Below are 21,072 nucleotides of genomic sequence, written 5' to 3' on the forward strand. Positions count from 1 at the left end.
GTCGACGCGGCACGCGCATGCCCGCGATGATGTTTCTAACGCGCGCCGATCAACGTGTGCTGGATCACGGAGCGGCCACGGCAGGCTGTACCAGGCTGCTCCGAGTTTCCGGCAGGTTCATCCCCAGGGCTATCCGGTGCGGAGGTGTCGATGGTGGATTCGCGGGCATTACATGATCACGCGGCGGTTCGCGGCTATGTCGAGCAGATCTGTTTCAAGACCGGACCGCCGCGCGTGGTGGGCGCCGAGCTGGAGTGGCTCGTCGCCGATCCCCGCAGACCCGATCAACCCGTACCGATCGACCATCTCCGCGACGTCCTCAACAGGGCCGGCCCGTTCCCCGGCGGCAGTACCGCCACCTTCGAACCCGGCGGCCAGGTCGAGCTGAGCTCCCCGCCGCTGAACCTCTCCGCCTGCTGGCACGCGGTGGATGCCGACGTCGGCCACCTGCGCCACGCGCTCCGCGACGCGGGCTTCTCGCTCGTTCCATCGGCGATCGATCCGTGCCGCCAGCCCTATCGCCAGATCAACCATCCGCGCTACGACGCGATGGAAGCGTACTTCGACCGCCGCGGCCATCGCGGCCGGGTGATGATGTGCAGCACGGCGTCTATCCAGATCAATCTCGACGCCGGGGCCGACCGTGCCGACGTCGCCCGGCGATGGCACCTACTGAACGCGGTGGGGCCGGCGATGGTGGCCGCCTTCGCGAACTCCCCGATGCACGCCGGACGGGTGACGGGCTGGAAGTCCACCCGCCAGGCCGTCTGGCAGCTACTCGACCCGCCGCGCACCCGTCAGCCGCCGGGACCGGATCCCGCAGGGGCGTGGACGCGTTACCTGCTCGACGCCCCGCTCATGCTACTGCGCACCGGTGAACCGCCGTGGACACCCGATCCCGGTGTCACGTTCGGGGCATGGATGAACGCCAGCACGGCGGGTACGAACGGCGACGGTGTCTCGACGCTGCCCTCCCTGGCGTCCCTATCGTTGCCGCCTTCCCAGGATGATCTCGATTACCACCTCACCACGCTGTTCCCTCCCGTACGTCCGCGAGGCTGGCTGGAAATCCGCTACGTCGACACCCAAGCACCCGAGTTCTGGGCCGTACCGGTGGCAGTCCTGACGGCGCTGGTCGGTGTCCCGTGGGCCGGCGAGATCGCCATGGCGGCAGCCGAACCCGTCACCGGTGCGTGGCTCGATGCCGCGCGGCACGCGATGGATCACCCCGGACTGGCACGTGCAGCACGGACCTGCTTCGACGCGGCCGTCGCCGCGTTGCCCACGATCGGCGCCGATCCGCGACTGGTCGCGCTCGTCGAGTCCTTCCTCGAACGATATGTCGCCCAAGCCCGATGCCCGGCCGACGACGCCCGCGCGGGCACGCCATCTGTGACCGCCGCCGTCCCCGTCACCGAATCCGAGGAGCTCACATGAAGCCGATCACACCCGCCGCCGCGGCACCCGCCGACGCCGACGAGGAACGCATCAAGGCCACCGTCGCCGACGAGCTCGAACGCGTGCGGCAGCGCAGCTTCGGCCTGACCACGGCCGTCCTCGACGAGGACGAACTCGTCGCCCAGCATTCTCAGCTGATGTCACCGCTGGTGTGGGACCTTGCCCACGTCGGCAACTACGAAGAGCTGTGGTTGCTGCGCGCCGCCGCCGGTATCGAACCGATGCGCCCGGAGATCGACGACCTCTACGACGCGTTCGAGCATCCCCGCGCCGAGCGCCCGTCGCTGCCGTTGCTCGGTCCGAGCGAGGCCAGCGACTACATCGGACTCGTCCGGCGCAAGGTCTTGGACTCGCTCGACGGCCTGCGGTTGACGCCGGATCGCTCGCTCATGGACAGCGGCTTCGTCTACCGCATGGTGATCCAGCACGAGCACCAGCACGACGAGACCATGCTCGCCACCCACCAGCTACGCCGCGGCGAACCGGCGCTCCCCGCCACGGACCCGCTGCCCGCGCCCCACGACGGCCACGTACCGGCCGAGGTGCTGGTCGAGGCCGGCGAGTTCGTCATGGGCACGTCGGCCGATCCGTGGGCCTACGACAACGAGCGTCCCGCGCACCAGGTCGACGTCCCGGCGTTCTGGATCGACACCGTGCCGGTGTCCAACGGCGCCTACGCCGAGTTCGTCGTCGACGGCGGCTACGACGATCCGCGCTGGTGGAGCGCCGACGGCTGGGAGTGGCGGAACCGGTCAGGCAAGCGCGCCCCCGCGTTCTGGATCCGCGACGGCGAGCAGTGGTGCCGCCGGCGCTTCGGGCGGGTGGAGCCGCTGCCGGCCGACGAGCCCGTGCAGCACGTCTGCTGGTACGAGGCCGACGCCTACGCCCGCTGGGCCGGCAAGCGACTGCCCACCGAGATCGAGTGGGAGAAGGCCGCCTCCTGGGAGCCGTCCACCCGCACCAAGCGGCGCTTTCCCTGGGGCGACGACGCGCCCACCGCCGGGCACGCCAACCTCGGCCAGCTTCGCCATCGGCCCGCACCGACCGGCTCGTTCCCCGGCGGGTCGTCGCCGGTGGGCGCCCGGCAGATGCTCGGCGACGTCTGGGAATGGACGTCGAGCGACTTCACCGGCCACCCCGGGTTCTGCATGTTCCCCTACCCGGAGTATTCCGAGGTGTTCTTCGGCGCCGGGTACAAGGTCTTGCGGGGCGGCTCGTGGGCCACCGACCCGGTAGCCTGCCGAAACACGTTCCGCAACTGGGACTACCCCATCCGGCGGCAGATCTTCGCCGGATTCCGCTGCGCGAGGGATGCCTGATGTGCCGCCACCTGGCCTACCTCGGCACGCCGGCATCCCTGGCCGCGCTCCTGCTGGACCCGCCGCACTCGCTGGTGCGGCAGTCCTACGCGCCCGCGCTGCAACGGCACGGCACCGTCAACGTCGACGGGTTCGGCGCCGGCTGGTACCCGCAGCACCGTACCGATGACCCGCAGCACCGCACCGCCCCGGTTCGCTACCGCCGCGCCCAGCCGATCTGGTCCGATGCGTCGTTCGCCAGCCTGGCGCCCGCCGTGGAAGCGCGATGCGTGCTCGGCGCCGTGCGCGGCGGCACACCCGGCTTTCCCGCCGACGAGTCCTGCGTCGCGCCGTTCACCCACGGACCATGGCTGTTCAGCCACAACGGCAAGGTCACCGACTGGGCGCGGGTGCGCAAGACCCTCCGCGAGGCCGTGGCCGACATCCCGGACGCGCTGGCTCCGGTCGATTCGGCGTTCCTCTTCGGCCTGGCCGTGGCCCGGTGGGAGGGCGGCGACACGCTGGGCGGCGGGCTTGCCGGCGTGATGAGCGACGTCGCCCGCGCGGGCGGCGGATGGCTCAACCTGCTCGCCACCGACGGCCACCACCTGGCCGCCACCGTGCATGGTGACACCCTTTACCTGCGCACCGACCCGGGCTCCGTCGTGATCGCCTCCGAACCCGTCGACGACGACCCGGCCTGGACCGAACTGCCGCCCGATTCGCTCGTCGAGGCAAGTCTCGACGGTGTGACCCGCACCGACCTTCGTGTGGAGCACGTATGACCATCCTCGGCATCGACCGCCATCTCGACGACACCGACCTCGCCCGCACCCTGGCCGTCGACGTGCGTGCGGGCCTGACCGCCACACCCAAGACGCTGCCACCGAAGTACTTCTACGACGCGCGGGGCAGCCAGCTGTTCGAACAGATTACCCGCGTGCCGGAGTACTACCCGACCAGAGCCGAGCGGGCGATCCTCACCGCACACGCCGACGAGATCGCGCTGCTCGCGGGCGCCGACACGCTCGTCGAGCTGGGCTCGGGGTCGTCGGAGAAGACGCATCTGCTGCTCGGCGGCATGCGCACGGCCGGCGCGCTACGGCGCTACGTCCCCGTCGATGTCAGCGAGAGTGCCCTGAACGGGGCGGTGAAGGAGCTGGACGCCGACTACCCCGAGCTCGACATCCATGGTGTCGTCGCCGACATCGAGCACCACCTGCACCTGCTGCCGCGACGGGGCCGGCGGCTCGTCGCGTTCCTCGGCGGCACGATCGGCAACCTCTTCCCGTCGGAGCGACACCGATTCCTGGCGGACGTGCGCGCCTCGCTCCGTCCGGGCGATACGCTGGTGCTCGGCACGGACCTGGTCAAAGATCCACGACGGCTCGTCGCCGCCTACGACGATGCCGCCGGCATCACCGCCGAGTTCAACCGCAACGTGCTCCACGTCATCAACCGCTCGCTGGGCGCCGACTTCCTTCCCGAGACGTTCGACCACGTTGCCACCTGGGATGCCACGAACGAGTGGATCGAGATGCGCCTGCGTGCTGGCTCCGATCACGTCGTACGGATCGCCGAACTCGGCGTGACCGTCGAGTTCGCCAACGGTGAGGAGATCCGCACCGAGATCTCGGCCAAGTTCCGCCCGGACACGGTGGCATCCGAGCTCGCCCTCGCCGGCTTCGCCGTCCGGTCGTGGTGGACCGATCCGGACGGCGATTTCGCGCTCACCCTCGCCACCCCCACCGAGCCCACCTAGCCCACCGAGCCCCGCCCTACCCCCGCTGATCATGAACACTAAGCGACCTATGTAGCCGCATAGTGTTCATGATCAGCGGGGACGGGGTGTGCACGTTGGGATGCACGATGTCTGCGTAGTACTATATGTAGATAGTAATATTATGGTGCTCGAATGGAACGGTGGTAGTGCTATGGGCGACATGGGGGACATGATGAACGGCATGGGCGCCTGGATGGCCGTGTCGGCCGTATTCTGTGTGGCCCTGCTCGCACTGGTGGTGTATGGCGCCGTAGCGGCCACCCGGGCCTTTCTCCAGCACCGGCGTTCCATCGGCAGTGGATCCCGTGCTACCAGCACCGAGTCGCGGGAGCCACGCGAGATCCTGCAACGTCGCTACGCCGCCGGCGAGATCGACGAAGACGAGTACTTCCGCAGGATCTCCGGCCTGGAACAGCCGTGACCACTGGCAGCCACCACGACCCGGCACCGTCCTGCTGATCATGAACACTATGCGGCTACATAGGTCGACTAGTGTTCATGATCAGCGGAAAAGGAGGTGGTGCTGGAACCATGCCAGCGTGGAATCGAGCAGCACCGTGCGAGCGTCCACGGACGTCACCACGTGCCCCTCCCCTTCGAGCAGGACCAGCTCCGCCGGCACCCCCACCTCGCGCAATCCCCCATACAACATCCGCGCCTGATCAGCCGGGATCTTGCGATCCCGGTCACCGTGCACGACGAGCGTCGGCGTCCGGCATCGATCGAGATACGACATCGGCGACGCCGCGTCGAATTCGGCACGGCGCGGATAGGCGGCGCCCGGGAAGAACGCCCGCCACGCCGGACCCATCGGCGACGAACCGACGAAGCTGTAGACGTCGGCGATACCGGCCCCGACGACGGCTGCCGCGAACCGCTGCGTCTGGGTCACCGCCCACGCCGTGAGGAAACCCCCGTAGCTCCAGCCGCCGATACCGAGCCGCTTCTCGTCGGCGATCCCGTCGTCTACCAGCATGTCCACCCCGTCGAGGACATCGCGCAGTGGCAGCGTCCCCAGCGACCCCCGGACCGCGTGCGCGAACTCCCAGTCCCGTCCGGTCGAACCCCGCGGGTTGGGCAGCAAGACGGCGAACCCGTTCGAGGCGAGCAGCTGCGCCCAATCCACCCACGAGCCCAGCCACCCGGCGCACCAGTGGTAGTGCGGGCCACCGTGCACGTTGACCACCGTCGGCACCGGGCCATCCACCCCGCCGGGAGGCAGGGCCAGCAGGCCGTGGATGCGAGTACCGTCGTGGCTGCTCGGCCACGACACCTCCTGCACGCTGCCCAGCCGGAGCTCGCGCAGCCTCGGGTTGAGGTCGCTGAGCTGGCGTGTCGTGCCGTCGGCGGCGCGCACCCACACATCGGGTCCGGCGTGCTCGCCGCTGGTCAGAAACGCCGCCCGCGTCCCCTGCGCCCCCAGCGAGAAGCGCGGGTAGCCGGCACCGACGGGGCACAGCTCGCGGGTGGTGCCGTCCACGATGTCGTGCTCCACGAGTACCGAGCCGGTCCCTCGGAAGACCTGCGCGACCACGCGCCGCCCGGCATCGCCCCACTCCGCCTTCAGTACGGTGCCGCTGCGGCCCTGCCAGAGGGACCGCACGACGCCGCCCTCGGCAGGAACGACGGCCGGGCCATGCCCATCGTCAGGTCCGCCGTGACTGAACAGGACGTGCGTGCCGTCCGGAGACCAGGCCAGCGTCTGATCGCGCGTGGTCGGGATGCGCGCCGCGGTGCACAGAGTGCGCGACACCGCGCCCGAGGCCACATCGACGACGCACAGGCGAGCGCCGGAGCCGTCCATGCCACCGAGGTCGTCGGCGTCGTGCCCGGTGTCGTGATCGGCGTCGTGATCGGCGTCGTGATCGGCACCGCCGGCCACGACGACGAGCTCGGCACCGTCGGGCGCCGGTGCGACGTGGGCGACGTCCAGCCGTGCGGTGCTCAGCGGCCGTAACGCCGGGACCGAGAAGTCGACCAGCCACAGCTGGCCGGTCGTCTCCGCCGCCCCGGTTCGCATGCGCAGCAGCACGACGGCGCGGTCGCCGCCCGGAAGCCACGTCAGCGCGCTCGCCCCCGTCGCCTTGACCGGCAGGGTCACCGTGCGGCTAGCCAGGCCACGGGGCACCTCGAAGCGGGTCGCCACCAGCGATGCCCCGTTCCACTCGACGTAGCCGATCGCCGTGCCGTCGTCGCTCCAGCACGGTCCCGCCGCCAGGCGCACCCGCCCGACCACCGGTTCGGCCTTGGCGTCCCCGTCGGCGGGCGCCAGCCAGAGCGACGCGTACGGACCGTCCTCGGCGGTGGTGACGGAGAAGGCGACCCATTCGCCGTCTGGCGACAGCGCCGGCGCGCCGGGCTCGGCCAGGTTGGCGAAGTCCGCGCTCACCGGCCGCATCACGACTCCGGAACCGTCCCGTCGAGCAGCGCGCTGCCGGTGTCGTCCAGGATCCGTTCCGCCGCCGGGACCGAGCCGCAGTTGAACCACCACCCGGTGTCGACGGCGTAGGCATTCCCGGAGCGCACCGCGTCCATCTCGGTCCACAGCGGGTGGTTGGAGACCTGGTCGTGGGTGGCCTCGGCATCGTCGGGGTTGGTGCCCGTGGAGCCGACGAAGTAGAAGAGATGGGCCGCGTCGGCGTCCGTGAGCCGCTCGATGCTCAGCCGCACGGCGTTGTCGCCGTCCTCGGTCTCGTCGGACAGGTGCATCTCCAGCCCGACGTCGGTCAACACGGCAGCCGCGCACGATCTGGTGTAGACCCGCAGATCGTCGAGTGCCCGGATGTTGAGCAGTGACACCGGCTCGCTCGCCACTCCGGCGTCGGCCAGCTCCTCCTCCAGCTCGCTCGCCTCGTGCTCGTACTCCTGCAGGCGGTCGGCCACCTCGTCGGATCGGCCGATGGCCCGGCCCACCGTCTCCAGCGTGTCCTTCCACACCATGTCGTCCAGCGGGAGCGCGATCGTCGGCGCGATCTCGGACAGATCCTCCTCGTACGGCTCGATGAACGACACCAGGCCGACGATGACATCCGGCTCCAGCGCCGCGATCCGCTCCACGTTCAGGTCGGTGAACCAGCCGACGTCCTCGGCCTCGCCTGCCAGCTCGGCGTCGACGTACTCCGGGAACGGCTCGCCGAATGGCTGATAGGACGTCCCGACCACGGTGGCGCCCGCCTCCAGGGCCGTGGGCAGCGACGCGTAGGGGTCGAGCGCCACCACTCGCTCGGGATCCCCGGGCACCTCCGTCTCCCCGAGCTCGTGTTCGATCGTCCGGTCTCCGGCATCCGGCGCATCGGCATCTGTCGCATCGGACGTGCCGTCGTCACTGCCGCTGCACGCGACCAGGAGCAGTCCGGCGGAGATCGCGGCAACCGCGGGCCGGACGGTGGTGATGCTAGGGCGTATCATCATGTCCCTTTCGTCTCTGGCAGGTCAGGTCGGGTCAGGTTTGGCAGATCGGCGGTAGGTCAGGTCGGGCGGGTCAGGATGCGCTGGCGGACACCGGCGCCGCCTTGCGGCCCAGCGGAACCACCAAGGGCGTGTGTGCGACCGGATCGTCGATGATCTGGCAGTCGAGGGCGAAGACGTCGCGCACCAGCGTTTCGTCGACAATCTCGGTGGGAGCGCCGCGAGCGACGACACGCCCCTCCGAGAGCGCGACCAGGTGGTGCGCATACCGGCACGCCTGATTCAGGTCATGAAGCACGACGACGATGGTGCGGCCCTCGTCCTCGTACAGCTGATGCAGCAGCTCCATGACCTCGACCTGGTAGGCGATGTCGAGGAACGTGGTCGGTTCGTCCAGCAGCAGCGTGCCGGTCTGCTGGGCCAGCGCCATCGCGATCCAGACCCGCTGGCGCTGCCCTCCGGACAGCTCGTCCACCACGCGATGGCGCAGCTCGCTGGCACCGGTCAGCTCCAGCGCCTTCTCCACCGCGAGTTCGTCCTCCCGGCTCCACTGGTCCAGCCAGCTCTGATGCGGGTATCGGCCGCGCCCCACCAGGTCGAGAACCAGCAGCCCGTCGGGAGCGCTCGGCGACTGCGGCAACAGGCCCAGCCGCTGGGCGAGCTTCTTGCTCGGCAGCCGCGAGATCTCCCGCCCGTCGAGGTAGATCGCACCCCGCTCGGGTTTGAGCAGCCGGGCCAGGCCACGCAGGAGCGTGGACTTCCCGCACCCGTTCGGGCCCACGAGGGCGGTGATCTTCCCTTCGGGCAGGCTGACCGTGAGATCCTCGATCACCGCGGCCTTGTCGTAGGCCAGGCTCAAGTTCTCGGCTCGCAGCGCGTGCACTAGGTAACCTCCTCGTGACGGCTCGCGCGAAGCAGCAGGTACAGGAAGTACGGCGCGCCGATCAGCGGTGTGATCACACCGAGTGGTAGCCCCACGGGAACCGCGTGCTGCGCGATCAGGTCGGCGAACAGGAACAGGAAGGCGCCGATCGCGGCGGCGACAGCGAAGATGGACGGTCCCGGCGCGCGCGCCATCCGGCGAGCCAGGTGGGGCGAGATGAACGCGACGAACGCGACCGGGCCGCAGATCGCGACGGCGCTGGCCGCCAGCAGCACGCCGACCACCAGCACGGCCAGCCGCGTGCGCTCGACCCGGACGCCGAGGGCGCGGGCCGCGTCGTCGCCCAGCTGCACGTTCTCCAGGGCGCGTCGCAACACCATCGCCGCCGGTCCCAGCACGGCCAGCATCACCAGCAGGAACCGCACCGACGCGTCGTCGGCCCGGTGCAGCGAGCCGACCATCCACAGCACCGCCGTCTGCGCCTGGGTGCTCTCGCCCTGGACGAGGAACAGCGAGATGCCGGCACGGCAGAACGCGTCGGTGCCGATGCCGATCAGCACCATCCGGTACGGCGACAGGCCCTTGCTCCGCGCGCACAGGTACACGAGGACGGCCGCGCCGATCGCACCGGCAAACGCGCCGAGTTCCAGCAGGTGCCGGTGGCCGGCGTACGTGGTGAGCAGCGCCACGGCGACGAGTGCCGCACCCGTGTTGACGCCGATGATGTCCGGCGAGACCAGGGGGTTTCGCGCGAAGCTCTGGAAGATCGCTCCGGACAGGCCCATTGCGGCACCCGCGCACACGGCAACGGCCACCCTGGGCAGCCGGAGGTCAAGGACGATGAACTCGTGACCGTCCGTCCCCTGGCCCAGCAGCGTGAGCCACACGTCGCCGAAGGGCACCGGGTAGTCGCCGAGCGTCATGCCATAGGCGGCGATCGCCCCGCACGCGACGATCGTCGCGACGAGCACGGCGACGACGCGGAGGTCCACCCGCCGGGAGAATCCCAGCCGGGTGTTGCGCAGCACGGCTCGCCGCCGGGCGCCGTGCGCGTTCTTCGTATCGTGGCCGTCATGCGTATCGCGGCCGTCATGCGCGCCGCGGCCGTCATGCGCGCCGTGCGCGTCATGGTGCGTGGGTGTCCTGGCCATTACACCCGCCCCAACTGCCGCCGCCGGGCCAGCACGATGAACAGCGGGGCACCGACGATCGCGGTGGCGATGCCCACTTGCAGCTCGGCCGGCCGGATCACCAGGCGGCCGACGACGTCGGCGGCCAGCAGTATGACCGGGCCGCCCAGGAGCGAGTAGAGGAGGATCTTCCGGTAGTCCGGCCCGACGATCAGGCGCACGATGTGCGGCACGGCCAGCCCCATGAAGGCGATCGGGCCGGCCGCCGCGACGGCACTTCCAGCCAGCAAGACGACCGCTCCGGCGACGGCCAGGCGTACCCGGGTCACGTTCTGCCCGAGCGAGCGCGCCACCTCGGCGCCGAGCACCAGAACGTTGACCGAACGCGACATCGCGAGCGCCAGCACTAGCCCGGTCACCATGAACGGTGCCACCGCCGCGGCGACGGCCATGTCACGGCCGGCGATGGAGCCAACCATCCAGAACCGGAACTGGTCGAGGCTGCGCTCGTCCAGCAACATGATCGCCGACGTGAACGAGCTGAGCAGGGCCGCGAGGACCGCCCCGGCGAGCGTGACCTTCGTGGGTGTCATCCCGCCACGCCCGCCCGAGCCCAGCGCGTAGACGGCGGTGGCCGACACCGCTGCTCCGGCCAGGCCGAACCAGACGTACGATGTCGGCGCGGAGATTCCGAGGACGAAGATCGCCACGATGATGGCCAGGGATGCTCCGGCGTTGACACCGAGGATGCCCGGATCGGCTAGCGGGTTGCGGGTCACCGCCTGCATGAGCGCACCCGCGACGGCCAGCGAGGCGCCGACACCGAGCCCGATGAGGGTGCGGGGAACGCGCAGCTCGCGCACGATCTGCTCGTCCGTTCCGGACAGCTCCGTGAACGAGCGGATTACCGTGGCCCAATCGAGCGAGACACTGCCGTAGCGCAGGCTCACGAGCAGGCTGGCAAGCAATAGACTGACGGCGGCCACGGTCCAGGGCACGCCGGTCGATCGCATCCCGGCGAGATTAGCATAGCCTAGCCTAATATTCTTCGTCGGCTGCGATGCCCGAGGATGTGACGATGAGGCAACCACGCGTCGAGATCGAATACTGCACGCAATGCCGGTGGCTGCTGCGAGCCGCGTGGACGGCGCAGGAGCTGCTGACCACGTTTTCCGACGAGCTCGGCGAGGTCGCGCTGGTGCCCGGGACCGGTGCCGTGTTCAACGTGCGCCTGGACGAGGAGATGCTCTGGTCACGCCAGGAGCAAGGCGCACATCCGGACCTGGCAGACCTCAAACGTCTGGTCCGCGATCGGATCGCGCCCGGGCGCAGCCTCGGCCACACCGACCGACGCTCCCCTCCGCCCCCTCCCGCTGATCATGAACACTAGGCCACCCATGTAGTCGCTTAGTGTTCATGATCAGCGGGAGAGGGACCTGGCGCGGCGGAGCGGGTGGAGGAGGTGGCGACGCCAGGACCGCGCCCAGTAGATCGCGGCGCCCAGCAGGGCCAGGCCGCCGGCCACCACGGCACTCTTCCAGTCGTCGTGAGGCCGCGCCGAGAACTCCCACCACACGTAGGTCGAGCCGGTATCCATGCCCCAGAACAGCAGGATCGCCACGCTGACCAGCGGGAGGAGCCAGCTGCGTGACCAGCCGAACATCCGTCCTGATAGCAATGCCAGGCCCAGCCACGCGATCATGGCACGCAGGGCGATCAACGCCGTATCACCACCCAGGCCAAGCCACGCGACCACGGTGAACGAGCCCAGGTACAGCACCACCGATCCGGCCAGGTAGAGGTGCTGGACACGCCAGTACTCCCGGACCGCCGCGCTTTCGAGCTCGCCCAGCGGGCTGTGCAGGAGCACCGCGGGCATGATCGCCACGATGAGTGACAGCAACCGCCACACCGGCAGCGTCGCGACGCCCTCGGCGATCGGTACCGGGTTCGCCACCTCGTGGTGACCGACCACCACGGTCACCACCGACACCAGGGCAACCACCACCGGGCCGAACCAGCAGCGACGTAAGAACAGGAAGGTCCGCAGATCTTCGATGCTCACCGCGGCCCGGCCCTAGCTCTGGCCATCCCGGGGGCAGATCGAGCGGTACTCCTCGACTTGCTCCTCGGCCCACTCGAACTGCTCCTCCCGGGAGAGGTCGCCGTTGGCGACGTCGAAACCGCGCTGCAACTGCTCCCCCACCTCGGGATCACCGGCGGGGATCTGCCCCGGGCTTCCACCACCGGCGAGATAGTGCTCCAGCCAGCTGTCTATTCGCAAGGTCACATCCCGCGCCTCGTCCACCTCGCGCGCGCACTCACCCTGGTAGCCGCGCCACGAGATCATTCGTGCGATCTCCCGCGTGATTGCCCCCGGGCTGCCGTCGAAGATCTCGAACGTCGAGCTGCCCTGTTCTTCGTCTCCCAGGTCGACGGTGCCGTCATCCAGCCGGTCAACGCGATAGCGCAGTCCATATTCCCAGGCCACGTCTTCCTCGCGGACGAAGATGTCCGGTAGCGCCTCGACCCGCTGGCTGATCTCTGCCACCACCGGTGCGTACTTCTCGTGCTCTGGCCACAAGCACAGCTTCATCTGGTCACCGCGGCACAGCGGGTCCACGGCAGCACGTTCGGCGATCGCCGGGCCCGCGGCGCGGCCAAGGGCGAAGACCGAGATCATCACTACGACACATGCCGGAACCAGCACTAACGGCCGCGCCCACGGGTAGGAAGGCTGCTCGGCACCACGCAACGAGCGCGGCTTGCGCACGGGGAGCAGGATCGCGACGGCACACAGCGCGACGGCCGCAGCCACCCTGGTCAGGACGACGAAGAGATCGACATGCGTGTCCGGATACCCGGATATCACGACGATGCGCTCGCCGCCGATCTCACCGAAGTAGGCGAACGCCAGGAAACCGCCGATACCGGCCACCACGGCAGCGATCGCGGACGGCAGGTACTTTCCCAGGATCCAGCCAGCGCCGACGGCCGCGAGCATCGGGAACAATCCGAGCAGCCAGTAGCCGGGAACGAGCGAGAATCCCGGCGGACTCTGCGGGAGCGTGCGTGCGAGCGCGACGACGAAGCCCACGCAGTAGGCGACGACGGTCACCGCCGCGATCGACGCCACGCCCAGCAGCTCGCGCTGCCATCGCGGGCGCACCGAGGCTTCGAGCTGCTCGGCCAGTCCCAGACGTTCCTCGCGGCGGGCGGTCCACGCGGCGTAGGCCGCCGCGAGCATGGCGAGGAACATGGCCGGCATCTGTGCGGCGACGGCCGTCTCGGGCCACACCCCGACCCAGTGATCGTCCCGCAGGAAGATCATGGATAGGTCGACGGCAATCAGAAACGGAAGCAGCCACAGCGCGTTCGCGTGCCGCAGGACGCCGATGAGCCTCATATAGCCGTCGCCTCGGCATTCTCCAGCACGCGGATGTAGCCGCGCTCGAGTGGGGTTGCACCCGTGGACGGCGCATCGCCGAGCGCGGCCAGCTCGTCTTTCGTCCCGTGGAAGAGGGCACGCCCTTCGTTCATGACCACGACGTCACCGCCGAGAGCGTCGACGTCATCGACGAGGTGAGTGCTCAGCACGACGGTGGCCTGCTGGCCACAGCGCGACACGATCTCCCGGAAGGCCACGCGTTGCTGGGGGTCCAGCCCCACCGTGGGTTCGTCGAGCAGGACAACGGCGGGCTCACCGACCAGCGCCCACGCGATGCCGGCCCGGCGGATCATCCCGCCGGACAGCTTGCGCATCTTCGTCTTGGCGTGCTCCGCGAGCCGCACGTCGTCGAGCACCGAGGCCACATGCGAGGAGCGCTGCTGCCGGGGCACACCCCGGATCCAGGCGGCATAGTGCACGAAGTCCTGGACGGTGAGGGATGGATCGTAGCCAAAGGCCTGGGGTAGGTAGCCGATGCGGTGCCGCGCCTGCTGAAGCGCCGCAGGGCTGTCGATCACGTGCCCGTCGACGCTGAACGTTCCCGACGTGGGTGGCTTGATCGTCGCCAGCGTGCGCAACAACGTCGTCTTGCCCGCACCGTTCGGCCCCAGCAGCGAGACGATGCCGGGGCCCAGACGCACGGACAGGCCGTCGATGATCACCCGCCCGCGATAGCTCTGCCGCAGGTCACAAGCCTCGATCATGTCCACCCCGTGCGTCGACTCGCATCGCGTGAAAAGACGGACCCCCGCATGTCGCCCCTCACTCCGGCACCACATCTACCATGCCATCGCGTGCCGGGGCACGGATCCGTCCACCAGCGTGACGATCACATACGAGGATGCTGTATCAGTGTGCCCGGAGGGCATCGGCGAGTATGGCGGCCTGGCTGAGGTCCGGATCCTTGGTTGCGGTCAGCAAGGTCACCGGCTGCTCTCCCGCTACCGCCCGCAGGCGTTCCAGCGCCTCCGCCCGCTCGGGTTCGCCGAGCTCGGCGCGGTAGTGCCGGGCGAACTCCGCGAAGCGTTCCGGGTCGTGGCCGTACCAGCGACGCAGCTCCGTCGAGGGAGCCACCTGCTTGCACCATTCGTCGATCTGCGCGTGGTCCTTGCGCAGCCCACGCGGCCAGACCCGGTCGACCAGCACCCGCCAGCCGTCGGCGGCACGTGCTGGCTCGTAGATTCGGCGAACGTTCACCTGCCGCTCGCTGCTCATGGCGCCAGCCTATGCGCGCTCCAGCGCCGGATTCACCGATCACCAACCATTCGCCTGGTGGTTTCCATGAGCTGTTCACGTAGCTGTGCCGACGCCTTGCCGGGCTCGTCGAAACGTTCCAGGATAAGGCCGGTGAGCTGCGGCAGGGTCGAGGGCCATGCAGCCAGCCCGATCAACGTGATCAGCATCGTAGCGGCGTGCACATCTGCGGGAGCGTCCAGCGCGTCCGCGAGCGCCTGAACTTTCCTGGCATAGTGCCGGGACCGCTCCTCGTGTCGCGGTAGCGAGCCCTGATCACCGTAGTGCAGGGCTTCCCACATGAGCAGCCGCAGGAGCTGGGGGTTCTCGCGGTGAAAGTCGTAGATGCGGCCGACGTATGCCGCCAGATCCCCGGACGGCAGTCCCAGGGCGGCGGTGTGTTCGTGCAGCACGTCGACCATCACTTCCTCGAAGAGGGCCTCCTTGCTGCCGAAGTGACCGTATATCCGCTCCTTGTTCACGCCTGCACGCTCGGCTATGCGCGCCACACGGGCACCGCCGACGCCGTGTGCGGCGAACTCGTCGCGCGCGGCCGCCAGAAGCTCGGCGCGCGTGGCAGACGGATCGCGAGGCATGCCGTTCACGGTATCGAACGCGAGCGACAGGTCGCGGCAGCCCACCGTTTGAAGTGTTCCCCTCACGGTCACGATGGCCGCTCTCACGTTTGCCAACCAACTGGTTGGTTGGTTACGTTCGGGACATGACCACGACGACTTCCCCGTCCTCCTCGCGCGCTTCCACGGCGACACCATGGGCTCCGACCCTGCGCACCACCGTGTTCCTGACGATCTGCGGCATCCTGATGGTCGGCCAGCTCTACACGGTGCTGGCCCTGCTCGAACCGATGAGCACGTCATTCGGCGTGGACGCCGAGACGGTGACATGGACATCCACGGCGTTCGCGCTGGCCTACGCCGTGGGATTCCTGATCTTCGGTCCGCTGTCGGATCGATTCGGCACACGCCGGATCATGACTGTGGGCATGGCGGCGACAGCTGCCACGACGGCACTGGTCGCCGCGGCCCCCGGCATGGAAGCCGGCGTTGGCCTGCGCGCGCTTCAAGGGCTGACTGCCGCGTCGCTGGCGCCGGCGGCGTTTTCCTATGTCGCCGCACGCATCGCGCCGAACCGTCGCCCACTCGTGCTGACGTGTTTGACCAGCTCCTTCCTGGCGTCGGCACCGATCATGCAGGTGGGCGCGCAGGGCCTCGCGCGGGCGACGAACTGGCAGGCGGTCTTCCTGACCTGCGCGCTGTTGATCGCGGTCGTGGCACTGATCATGCCGGCGGTCTTGCGCCCGGATCACACCCAGAAGGTGGGAAGCGTCAGCGCGGCCTTCACGGCCATGCCAGCACTGTTGGCGAATGGCCGCCTGCTGGCCCTGTTCGCCGCGACGACGACCCTCCTCGGCGGCTACGTCGCCATCCTGACAGCCGTCACGATCGCCGGCCCTCCCGCGATGGCCGACGACCCGGCAACGTTGCTCGTCCTGCGCGCGTCGGGCCTTCCGGTGATGATCGTGGTGCCCGTACTCATGCCCCTGCTCACTCGCCTCCACCCGCACGTCCGCATACCTGGCGGGCTGGCGCTCGCCGCCGTCGCCGCGTGGAGCGCCTCGCTTGCCGGGCACGACGTCCTACCGCTCGCCGCGACGCTGATGGCGTTCGTGGCCGGGATACTCGTCGCGGCACCGGCTCTGGTCCAGGCGATCGCGGGGATCGCCGGCCACCGCCAGGGCGCCGCTACCGCGCTGTACGCGTTCGCCATGTTCGTGGGAGCCAGCCTGGGGCCGCAGCTTGCCGGCAGCCTGGCGGCGCGGGGATTCGCCGGCATCGTCCAGCTGGTTGCCGTCGTCGCCGCGCTTGGCGCGCTGGTCTCGCTGGCCGGCAAGAAGGCAAGCGGGCGAGCCAACCCGTGATCAGTGAGTCCCGTCGAGGTGCGTGTGATATTCCAGGACCCGGCCAAGGAGCGAGGCCAGGTGCGCGCGTTCCTCCGGGGAAAGCGGCTCGAACAGGTCGTCCTGAGCGAGGCGTACCTGCTCATCCAGGTGCCGCAGCATGCCGCTGCCCTCGGGTGTGAGCGAGACGGTGTTGCGCCGCCGATCGGTCTCGTCCGGACTTCGCACCACCAATCCGCGCGCCGCGAGATCGTCCACGGCAGTGACGATGTCGCTACGGTCCATCCGGCACATCCGGCCGAGCGCTGCCTGACTACAGGGGCCTGCCTCGTCCAGCGCAGCCATGACGGCGTAGTGATGCGTGCGAAAGTCCGCCAGCCGGTGCGCCACGATGCGGTGCGCATGCGCCGCTGCCTGCGTCAACTGCCGGCTCGGTATGCGCCGCAGGCGTTCGGGTGTGGGGTCGTCGATGGGCATCATCCGCAGTCTAGGCTTTGTTGGACCTACCAACAATCTGCTAACGTGGCGTAATCGTTGGGACCACCAACGATTACGCCACGATCAGGAGTACGGACATGACCACGGAGCACTCCCCTGACCGCATCAACGAGCTCGAGCAGCGGCTCGCCACACTCGAAGATCACGCCGAGATCACCGATCTGCTCGCCCGGCACGGGCGGTGGCTCGACCAGAAACGTTTCGACGACGCGCGTTCCGTCTTCACCGAGGATGCTTCCATTCTCGTCGCATCCGGCGACGTGCGCGGCGCCGATCGGCTCGCGGAGCTGGCACGGAAGAGTCATGGGGACTTTTCACTGACTCACCACATGACGACGAATCCGCAGATCGAGATCGACGGTGATCACGCGACCGTGGTCGCCCAGCAAATCGCGGCCTTCTGCCGTGACGGCAGTGAGCCGGAGTTCATCGTCGGCGAGCAGTACCGCATGCAGGCCGTTCGTACCCGGCATGGCTGGCGGTTCTCGCGCGTGCAGGGCGAGCAGCTGTGGCGGATCCCAAGTTCGCCCGAAACGGCACTCACGGCCTCGTAGACCCCCAATCCCGGAAGGCCGCTTTCTCGGCGCGACAGAATGCGCCGATATCCCATCTGGTGGAACCAGAATGTGCGGTTTGGCCGAGATTCGGAAATTACTGGGGGCCAATTTCCGAAATGTCTGATTTCAGGCATTGACGCCAACGCAAATCCCCACTAAACAGCCTCTCGGCATAATTCCAGTTAGGGGGGACATGTTGAGAAAGATCATGATGGCAGTGCCCATGGCACTGGCACTCGCCGTGGGTGGCACGACCGCAGCCGGGGCGAGCACGAGCGAGATCGAGCCGAGTGTGGACGTCGCGTGCGAGGACGGCACGCCCACCATCGGCGTCGACGATCTGCACGACGCCGAACGCTGGCACATCGTCACGGTCGGCGGCGACGACGCCGGCACCACGATCCTCTCGGACGAGGACGGCACCACGAGCGTGTCGGTGGAACCCGGCCAGTACGAGCTGGCGTGGTGGGTCGACGAGCAGCTTCCGTACGAGACGCTCTCCATCGACGTTCCCGCGTGTGACGAGGACGAGGATGAGCAGGACGAGGATGAAGAGCAAGAGCAGGAAGAACAATGTGTCGACGTCAACACGGCCGGTCTCGAAGAACTGCAACTGCTGAAGCACATCGGGCCGGATCGCGCCGCACAGATTCTCGACCTGCGGCCGTTCACGTCCATCGCCGACCTCGACCGTGTCGACGGGCTGCGCGCCGGTGGCGAGCGGCTGCAGGAGCTGGTTGCCGGCGGTAACGGCTTCCTGCCGCTGTGCCCGTTCGACGACGACGCAGATGACGAGAAGGAGGAGGACGACGACACCGGAGGCGAGGCCCTGCCCGACACCGGAGCTCCGGCACTGCTCGCGCTGGTCGGCCTGGGCGTGACCGGAATCGGCGGCGGCCTGGCCATGCTGCGGCGTCGCTTCATCTGATCGCGCCGCATTTCCTGACCGAACGATCGGCGTCGCCCTGGCGGGCGTCACCTCCCCCGGAGGGACCGCTCGCCAGGGCGTCACCATGTCATCGTTGCCGCAACTCCCGCGTCGAGCGATCCAGTTCGCCGAGAGCGTCCTGCAGATCGCGATCCACCTCGGAGAGGCGCTCCTCGAACTCGTCGAGCAGGCTTTCCATCGCCTCGTAGAGCTCACGCCCGGGTTGCCCGCCGTGACGCTCCGCCGTACCGCTGGCTGGCATCTCCCCGGCGCCCGGTGCGTCGGCGTCATCGGCCGCCCGGAGCCGGGTCGCGATGATCGTCGTCACCGAGCGGGTGGACAAGGGCTGGCGCAGCGGCCACCCGTGCTGATCGAACCCGGTGAACAGCGGCCGTCCCGCGTACGGCGCCGTGGTGGGCAGCGGCCGCTCGCAGTCGTGGCGCTCGGGATGGTGCCCCATCGTGTCGAACTCCCCGGCGAGCCACTCGCGTGTCCCCCGCCAGCCGGTGGCGTGCCCGCACCTGGCGAGCCGGAGCCACCGGGTGTACGCGCAGACCGGACATGCCGCCGCCACGTCGGTGCGTTCCAGCGATGCCACGGGACCGGGAAGTCCCCGCACCGCAGACTCGTCGACACGCAGCAAGCCGAGAGCGAGGTCGCAGACCTGCCGTCGGGTCAGCCCACCCAGGCACACCAGGGCCAGCACGGCGGCGTCGCGGCGGCCGGCGAGCGCGCGTGGCCAGGCGTGCACCGGTATCTGCGCGAGCGCGGTCATCACCCGCGTCGTGTCGAATCGCGTCGCGGGCTGCACCGGCTGGCCCGCCATCGCACGTATGTGGCCTCGGATCGCCTCGTCGTGTCCTGGCGCCGGCAGCCCGGCGCGCTCGTGCATCACGTTGATCTCGCGTACCCGCCGGGCCAGCGTGGCGGGCGCCGCCGGGCACTCGCGCAGGAACCGCAGCACGGTGTGGGCATCGGCGCCCAGCGGCTCGATGTCCCACGAGGCGCACCAGTCCACGTAAAGCGACGTGCTCACAATCCCAGCTCCAGGACGGCGTTGCCGACCAGCGGCACGTACTCGCGGTCGTAGACGTCCACCATCGCGTCCGACCCGTGCCTGGTCTGGCGGCGGATGGCACGTGGATCGGCACCGTTGCGCCGGGCCTGGGTGACGAACCCGGCGCGCAACGAGTGGAACCCGATGTCGTGCGTGAAGCCCGCCTCGGCGGCCCGGCGCTTGACCATGACGTGCAGCGCGTCGCCGCTGACCGCCGACGGGTTGAGCCTGCCGCCGCGGAGGATGCCGCGCAGCAGCGGCATGTCCCGCGCCAGTTCGGGACCGCCCGACCGGCACACGTGCTGCCACTCCTCCCACGGCGGCTGGGATCTGACTGCCCGCATCGCCGCTGGCCGGCCCCGCTCGGAGGCATCGACGACGCGGAGCCAGCGCACCCACGCACACACCACACACGTGTGGGGGTAACGCCCGTACGGCAGGGCGACTGTCGCGCCCTGGCCGGTCTGGTCGGTCTTCGACGAGGGCAGGAACACGTGCAGGCCGTCGTGCGGGTGCCAGGTGACCTGGCCCGTGGTGAGCCCGGCCAGCTCGCTGCGGCGAAACGCACCGGCAAAGCCGGCAAGCAGCACGAAGGCGTCGCGCGCCGCGGAAAGCCCGGCGGGCCAGGTGGGATAGCTCATCGCGGCCAGAATCGTCTTCACGTCATCCAGCAGGAGCGGCCGCATGCGCCTGGGCCGGTGCTGGCGCCTGCGTTCGATGCCGTTGATGACATCGCGCACCTGTTTGTCCCGGGTGGGGCTCGGATGCCCGCCGTCGCGGTGATGGCGGCTGATCGCCGACAGTCGGCGCTCCATGGTGGTCGATGTGAAGGCCGGATTCCCCTCCTCGTCCACCTGAAGCGACATGTCGGCGAGATAGAGCATGACGGTCTCGACATCCGCGGGAAGCGCCGTTCGTCCGGCGAATTCGCACCACGTGACGAAGTGTTCCCAGTCCTTGCTGTAGAGCTGGCGTGTGCGCTGGGAAATGCTGTTTTCCCGATGTTCGGCAGCAGTAGAGCGCAGCAGATCGAGTATTGCCTCTGGTTCGGATATTTCAGCCGAGTTGGCGCCTGAGTGAACGGTAGAACCGTCAGTATGCGGCGATGGTCGGCTGATTGCCTGTGTTGGGTGCGAGCGCTCGACAGCCATGAACCTTCCAGCATCTGTGTCAGATATACTGATATTATCGCGTGTCTTAACCGCAACACGAGAAGCGAGAATCCCGCAAGACCGCTTTATTGGCGTTTGTCATATTTCATCCGTTACATACCGATCTGGGCGGCTACTCGTCCCCGACGAGCGTCCATATTGAGCACGGAAACGATGATGTTGATCGTGCGTCGAGTCCAGGACTCGCCCCCACGATCTGCCCTACGCGGAGTGCGGCCTAACAGCCCTGGCAGTACCCGGAAATCAGCGACCTTACGAGCGATCCACGGCCAGCTGTCGGGCGGCCGTAGAGATCCATACG

General features: G+C 68.8%; 22 protein-coding genes. 9 read left to right on the plus strand and 13 right to left on the minus strand.

Annotation, left to right across the window (positions count from 1 at the left end):
- The first annotated feature begins 150 nt into the window (after positions 1 to 150).
- The 5 genes from egtA to DPM12_RS06040 all read left to right on the plus strand — a co-directional run bounded on the left by egtA (position 151) and on the right by DPM12_RS06040 (position 4,960).
- Entirely contained in the window at positions 151 to 1,437 is a 1,287-nt protein-coding gene (gene egtA / locus DPM12_RS06020) for an ergothioneine biosynthesis glutamate--cysteine ligase EgtA (RefSeq protein WP_112257514.1), read from the plus strand.
- A complete protein-coding gene (gene egtB / locus DPM12_RS06025) occupies positions 1,434 to 2,777 on the plus strand; it encodes an ergothioneine biosynthesis protein EgtB (RefSeq protein WP_112257362.1) in 1,344 nt (447 codons plus the stop codon). The genes egtA and egtB overlap by 4 nt, the downstream gene beginning before the upstream one ends.
- The gene (gene egtC, locus DPM12_RS06030) at positions 2,777 to 3,541 is read left to right on the plus strand and encodes an ergothioneine biosynthesis protein EgtC (RefSeq protein ID WP_112257363.1); all 765 of its coding nucleotides are present in this window, start codon (positions 2,777 to 2,779) and stop codon (positions 3,539 to 3,541) included. Before egtB ends, egtC begins: the two co-directional genes overlap by 1 nt.
- Positions 3,538 to 4,518 (plus strand): L-histidine N(alpha)-methyltransferase, encoded by a 981-nt coding sequence (gene egtD / locus DPM12_RS06035; protein ID WP_112257364.1) that lies wholly within the window; start codon positions 3,538 to 3,540, stop codon positions 4,516 to 4,518. The genes egtC and egtD overlap by 4 nt, the downstream gene beginning before the upstream one ends.
- A gap of 142 nt (positions 4,519 to 4,660) precedes the next feature.
- The gene (locus DPM12_RS06040) at positions 4,661 to 4,960 is read left to right on the plus strand and encodes an SHOCT domain-containing protein (protein WP_112257365.1); all 300 of its coding nucleotides are present in this window, start codon (positions 4,661 to 4,663) and stop codon (positions 4,958 to 4,960) included.
- Positions 4,961 to 5,041: 81 nt separating this feature from the next.
- Here the strand turns inward: DPM12_RS06040 and DPM12_RS06045 are convergent, their stop codons facing one another.
- From DPM12_RS06045 to DPM12_RS06065, 5 genes are all read right to left on the minus strand, one after another.
- Entirely contained in the window at positions 5,042 to 6,937 is a 1,896-nt protein-coding gene (locus DPM12_RS06045; RefSeq protein ID WP_112257366.1) for a S9 family peptidase, read from the minus strand.
- Positions 6,937 to 7,950 (minus strand): iron-siderophore ABC transporter substrate-binding protein, encoded by a 1,014-nt coding sequence (locus tag DPM12_RS06050; RefSeq protein ID WP_112257367.1) that lies wholly within the window; start codon positions 7,948 to 7,950, stop codon positions 6,937 to 6,939. The genes DPM12_RS06045 and DPM12_RS06050 overlap by 1 nt, the downstream gene beginning before the upstream one ends.
- Positions 7,951 to 8,020: 70 nt before the next feature.
- A complete protein-coding gene (locus DPM12_RS06055; protein ID WP_112257368.1) occupies positions 8,021 to 8,830 on the minus strand; it encodes an ABC transporter ATP-binding protein in 810 nt (269 codons plus the stop codon).
- Positions 8,830 to 9,981, minus strand: a complete 1,152-nt coding sequence (locus tag DPM12_RS06060) for a FecCD family ABC transporter permease (RefSeq protein ID WP_112257369.1) — start codon at positions 9,979 to 9,981, stop codon at positions 8,830 to 8,832. The genes DPM12_RS06055 and DPM12_RS06060 overlap by 1 nt, the downstream gene beginning before the upstream one ends.
- On the minus strand, positions 9,981 to 10,973 hold the full coding sequence (locus DPM12_RS06065; RefSeq protein ID WP_112257370.1) for a FecCD family ABC transporter permease: 993 nt from the start codon (positions 10,971 to 10,973) through the stop codon (positions 9,981 to 9,983). The genes DPM12_RS06060 and DPM12_RS06065 overlap by 1 nt, the downstream gene beginning before the upstream one ends.
- Before the next feature lie 65 nt (positions 10,974 to 11,038).
- Between DPM12_RS06065 and DPM12_RS06070 the strand changes: the two genes are divergently transcribed.
- Entirely contained in the window at positions 11,039 to 11,350 is a 312-nt protein-coding gene (locus DPM12_RS06070) for an Rdx family protein (protein WP_112257371.1), read from the plus strand.
- A 30-nt stretch (positions 11,351 to 11,380) separates the two neighbouring features.
- On the opposite strand, the gene DPM12_RS06075 is transcribed toward DPM12_RS06070, so the two are convergent.
- From DPM12_RS06075 to DPM12_RS06095, 5 genes are all read right to left on the minus strand, one after another.
- Positions 11,381 to 12,025, minus strand: coding sequence for a hypothetical protein (locus tag DPM12_RS06075; RefSeq protein ID WP_112257372.1), 645 nt, complete (start codon positions 12,023 to 12,025; stop codon positions 11,381 to 11,383).
- A 12-nt stretch (positions 12,026 to 12,037) separates the two neighbouring features.
- Complete coding sequence (locus DPM12_RS06080) at positions 12,038 to 13,366, minus strand: hypothetical protein (protein ID WP_112257373.1); 1,329 nt, start codon at positions 13,364 to 13,366, stop codon at positions 12,038 to 12,040.
- Positions 13,363 to 14,112, minus strand: a complete 750-nt coding sequence (locus DPM12_RS06085) for an ATP-binding cassette domain-containing protein (RefSeq protein WP_170313665.1) — start codon at positions 14,110 to 14,112, stop codon at positions 13,363 to 13,365. Before DPM12_RS06085 ends, DPM12_RS06080 begins: the two co-directional genes overlap by 4 nt.
- Positions 14,113 to 14,257: 145 nt before the next feature.
- The gene (locus DPM12_RS06090; RefSeq protein ID WP_112257375.1) at positions 14,258 to 14,623 is read right to left on the minus strand and encodes a DUF488 domain-containing protein; all 366 of its coding nucleotides are present in this window, start codon (positions 14,621 to 14,623) and stop codon (positions 14,258 to 14,260) included.
- 32 nt (positions 14,624 to 14,655) lie between these two features.
- Entirely contained in the window at positions 14,656 to 15,237 is a 582-nt protein-coding gene (locus tag DPM12_RS06095) for a TetR/AcrR family transcriptional regulator (protein WP_112257515.1), read from the minus strand.
- Between the two features lie 125 nt (positions 15,238 to 15,362).
- On the opposite strand from DPM12_RS06095, the gene DPM12_RS06100 reads away from it, so the two are divergent.
- Complete coding sequence (locus DPM12_RS06100) at positions 15,363 to 16,580, plus strand: MFS transporter (RefSeq protein WP_112257376.1); 1,218 nt, start codon at positions 15,363 to 15,365, stop codon at positions 16,578 to 16,580.
- Here DPM12_RS06100 and DPM12_RS06105 read toward each other — a convergent pair whose 3' ends face one another.
- Complete coding sequence (locus DPM12_RS06105) at positions 16,581 to 17,036, minus strand: MarR family winged helix-turn-helix transcriptional regulator (RefSeq protein WP_211658520.1); 456 nt, start codon at positions 17,034 to 17,036, stop codon at positions 16,581 to 16,583.
- Positions 17,037 to 17,134: 98 nt separating this feature from the next.
- Here DPM12_RS06105 and DPM12_RS06110 point away from each other — a divergent pair, with 98 nt between their 5' ends.
- Both DPM12_RS06110 and DPM12_RS06115 read left to right on the plus strand, forming a co-directional pair.
- The gene (locus DPM12_RS06110) at positions 17,135 to 17,611 is read left to right on the plus strand and encodes a nuclear transport factor 2 family protein (protein WP_112257378.1); all 477 of its coding nucleotides are present in this window, start codon (positions 17,135 to 17,137) and stop codon (positions 17,609 to 17,611) included.
- Between the two features lie 196 nt (positions 17,612 to 17,807).
- Positions 17,808 to 18,542 (plus strand): ComEA family DNA-binding protein, encoded by a 735-nt coding sequence (locus tag DPM12_RS06115; protein ID WP_112257379.1) that lies wholly within the window; start codon positions 17,808 to 17,810, stop codon positions 18,540 to 18,542.
- A gap of 88 nt (positions 18,543 to 18,630) precedes the next feature.
- Here the strand turns inward: DPM12_RS06115 and DPM12_RS06120 are convergent, their stop codons facing one another.
- Together DPM12_RS06120 and DPM12_RS06125 are read right to left on the minus strand one after the other, a co-directional pair.
- Positions 18,631 to 19,578 (minus strand): hypothetical protein, encoded by a 948-nt coding sequence (locus tag DPM12_RS06120; protein WP_112257380.1) that lies wholly within the window; start codon positions 19,576 to 19,578, stop codon positions 18,631 to 18,633.
- Entirely contained in the window at positions 19,575 to 20,750 is a 1,176-nt protein-coding gene (locus DPM12_RS06125; protein ID WP_112257381.1) for a site-specific integrase, read from the minus strand. The genes DPM12_RS06120 and DPM12_RS06125 overlap by 4 nt, the downstream gene beginning before the upstream one ends.
- Between the last annotated feature and the right edge of the window lie 322 nt (positions 20,751 to 21,072).

Source organism: Phytoactinopolyspora halophila (assembly GCF_003287285.1).
Taxonomy (GTDB): Bacteria; Actinomycetota; Actinomycetes; order Jiangellales; family Jiangellaceae; genus Phytoactinopolyspora_A; species Phytoactinopolyspora_A halophila.

Excerpts from the sequence above, each read along its gene's own strand:
- DPM12_RS06050 (WP_112257367.1), bottom strand. The coding sequence starts at position 7,950 with ATGATGATACGCCCTAGCATCACCACCGTCCGGCCCGCGGTTGCCGCG.
- egtC (WP_112257363.1), top strand. The coding sequence starts at position 2,777 with ATGTGCCGCCACCTGGCCTACCTCGGCACGCCGGCATCCCTGGCCGCG.
- DPM12_RS06065 (WP_112257370.1), bottom strand. The coding sequence starts at position 10,973 with ATGCGATCGACCGGCGTGCCCTGGACCGTGGCCGCCGTCAGTCTATTG.
- DPM12_RS06070 (WP_112257371.1), top strand. The coding sequence starts at position 11,039 with ATGAGGCAACCACGCGTCGAGATCGAATACTGCACGCAATGCCGGTGG.
- DPM12_RS06060 (WP_112257369.1), bottom strand. The coding sequence starts at position 9,981 with ATGGCCAGGACACCCACGCACCATGACGCGCACGGCGCGCATGACGGC.
- DPM12_RS06085 (WP_170313665.1), bottom strand. The coding sequence starts at position 14,112 with ATGATCGAGGCTTGTGACCTGCGGCAGAGCTATCGCGGGCGGGTGATC.
- DPM12_RS06045 (WP_112257366.1), bottom strand. The coding sequence starts at position 6,937 with ATGCGGCCGGTGAGCGCGGACTTCGCCAACCTGGCCGAGCCCGGCGCG.
- DPM12_RS06100 (WP_112257376.1), top strand. The coding sequence starts at position 15,363 with ATGACCACGACGACTTCCCCGTCCTCCTCGCGCGCTTCCACGGCGACA.
- DPM12_RS06125 (WP_112257381.1), bottom strand. The coding sequence starts at position 20,750 with ATGGCTGTCGAGCGCTCGCACCCAACACAGGCAATCAGCCGACCATCG.
- DPM12_RS06115 (WP_112257379.1), top strand. The coding sequence starts at position 17,808 with ATGTTGAGAAAGATCATGATGGCAGTGCCCATGGCACTGGCACTCGCC.
- DPM12_RS06095 (WP_112257515.1), bottom strand. The coding sequence starts at position 15,237 with ATGCCTCGCGATCCGTCTGCCACGCGCGCCGAGCTTCTGGCGGCCGCG.
- egtA (WP_112257514.1), top strand. The coding sequence starts at position 151 with ATGGTGGATTCGCGGGCATTACATGATCACGCGGCGGTTCGCGGCTAT.
- DPM12_RS06105 (WP_211658520.1), bottom strand. The coding sequence starts at position 17,036 with ATGCCCATCGACGACCCCACACCCGAACGCCTGCGGCGCATACCGAGC.
- egtD (WP_112257364.1), top strand. The coding sequence starts at position 3,538 with ATGACCATCCTCGGCATCGACCGCCATCTCGACGACACCGACCTCGCC.
- DPM12_RS06090 (WP_112257375.1), bottom strand. The coding sequence starts at position 14,623 with ATGAGCAGCGAGCGGCAGGTGAACGTTCGCCGAATCTACGAGCCAGCA.
- DPM12_RS06040 (WP_112257365.1), top strand. The coding sequence starts at position 4,661 with ATGGTGCTCGAATGGAACGGTGGTAGTGCTATGGGCGACATGGGGGAC.
- DPM12_RS06080 (WP_112257373.1), bottom strand. The coding sequence starts at position 13,366 with ATGAGGCTCATCGGCGTCCTGCGGCACGCGAACGCGCTGTGGCTGCTT.
- egtB (WP_112257362.1), top strand. The coding sequence starts at position 1,434 with ATGAAGCCGATCACACCCGCCGCCGCGGCACCCGCCGACGCCGACGAG.
- DPM12_RS06110 (WP_112257378.1), top strand. The coding sequence starts at position 17,135 with ATGACCACGGAGCACTCCCCTGACCGCATCAACGAGCTCGAGCAGCGG.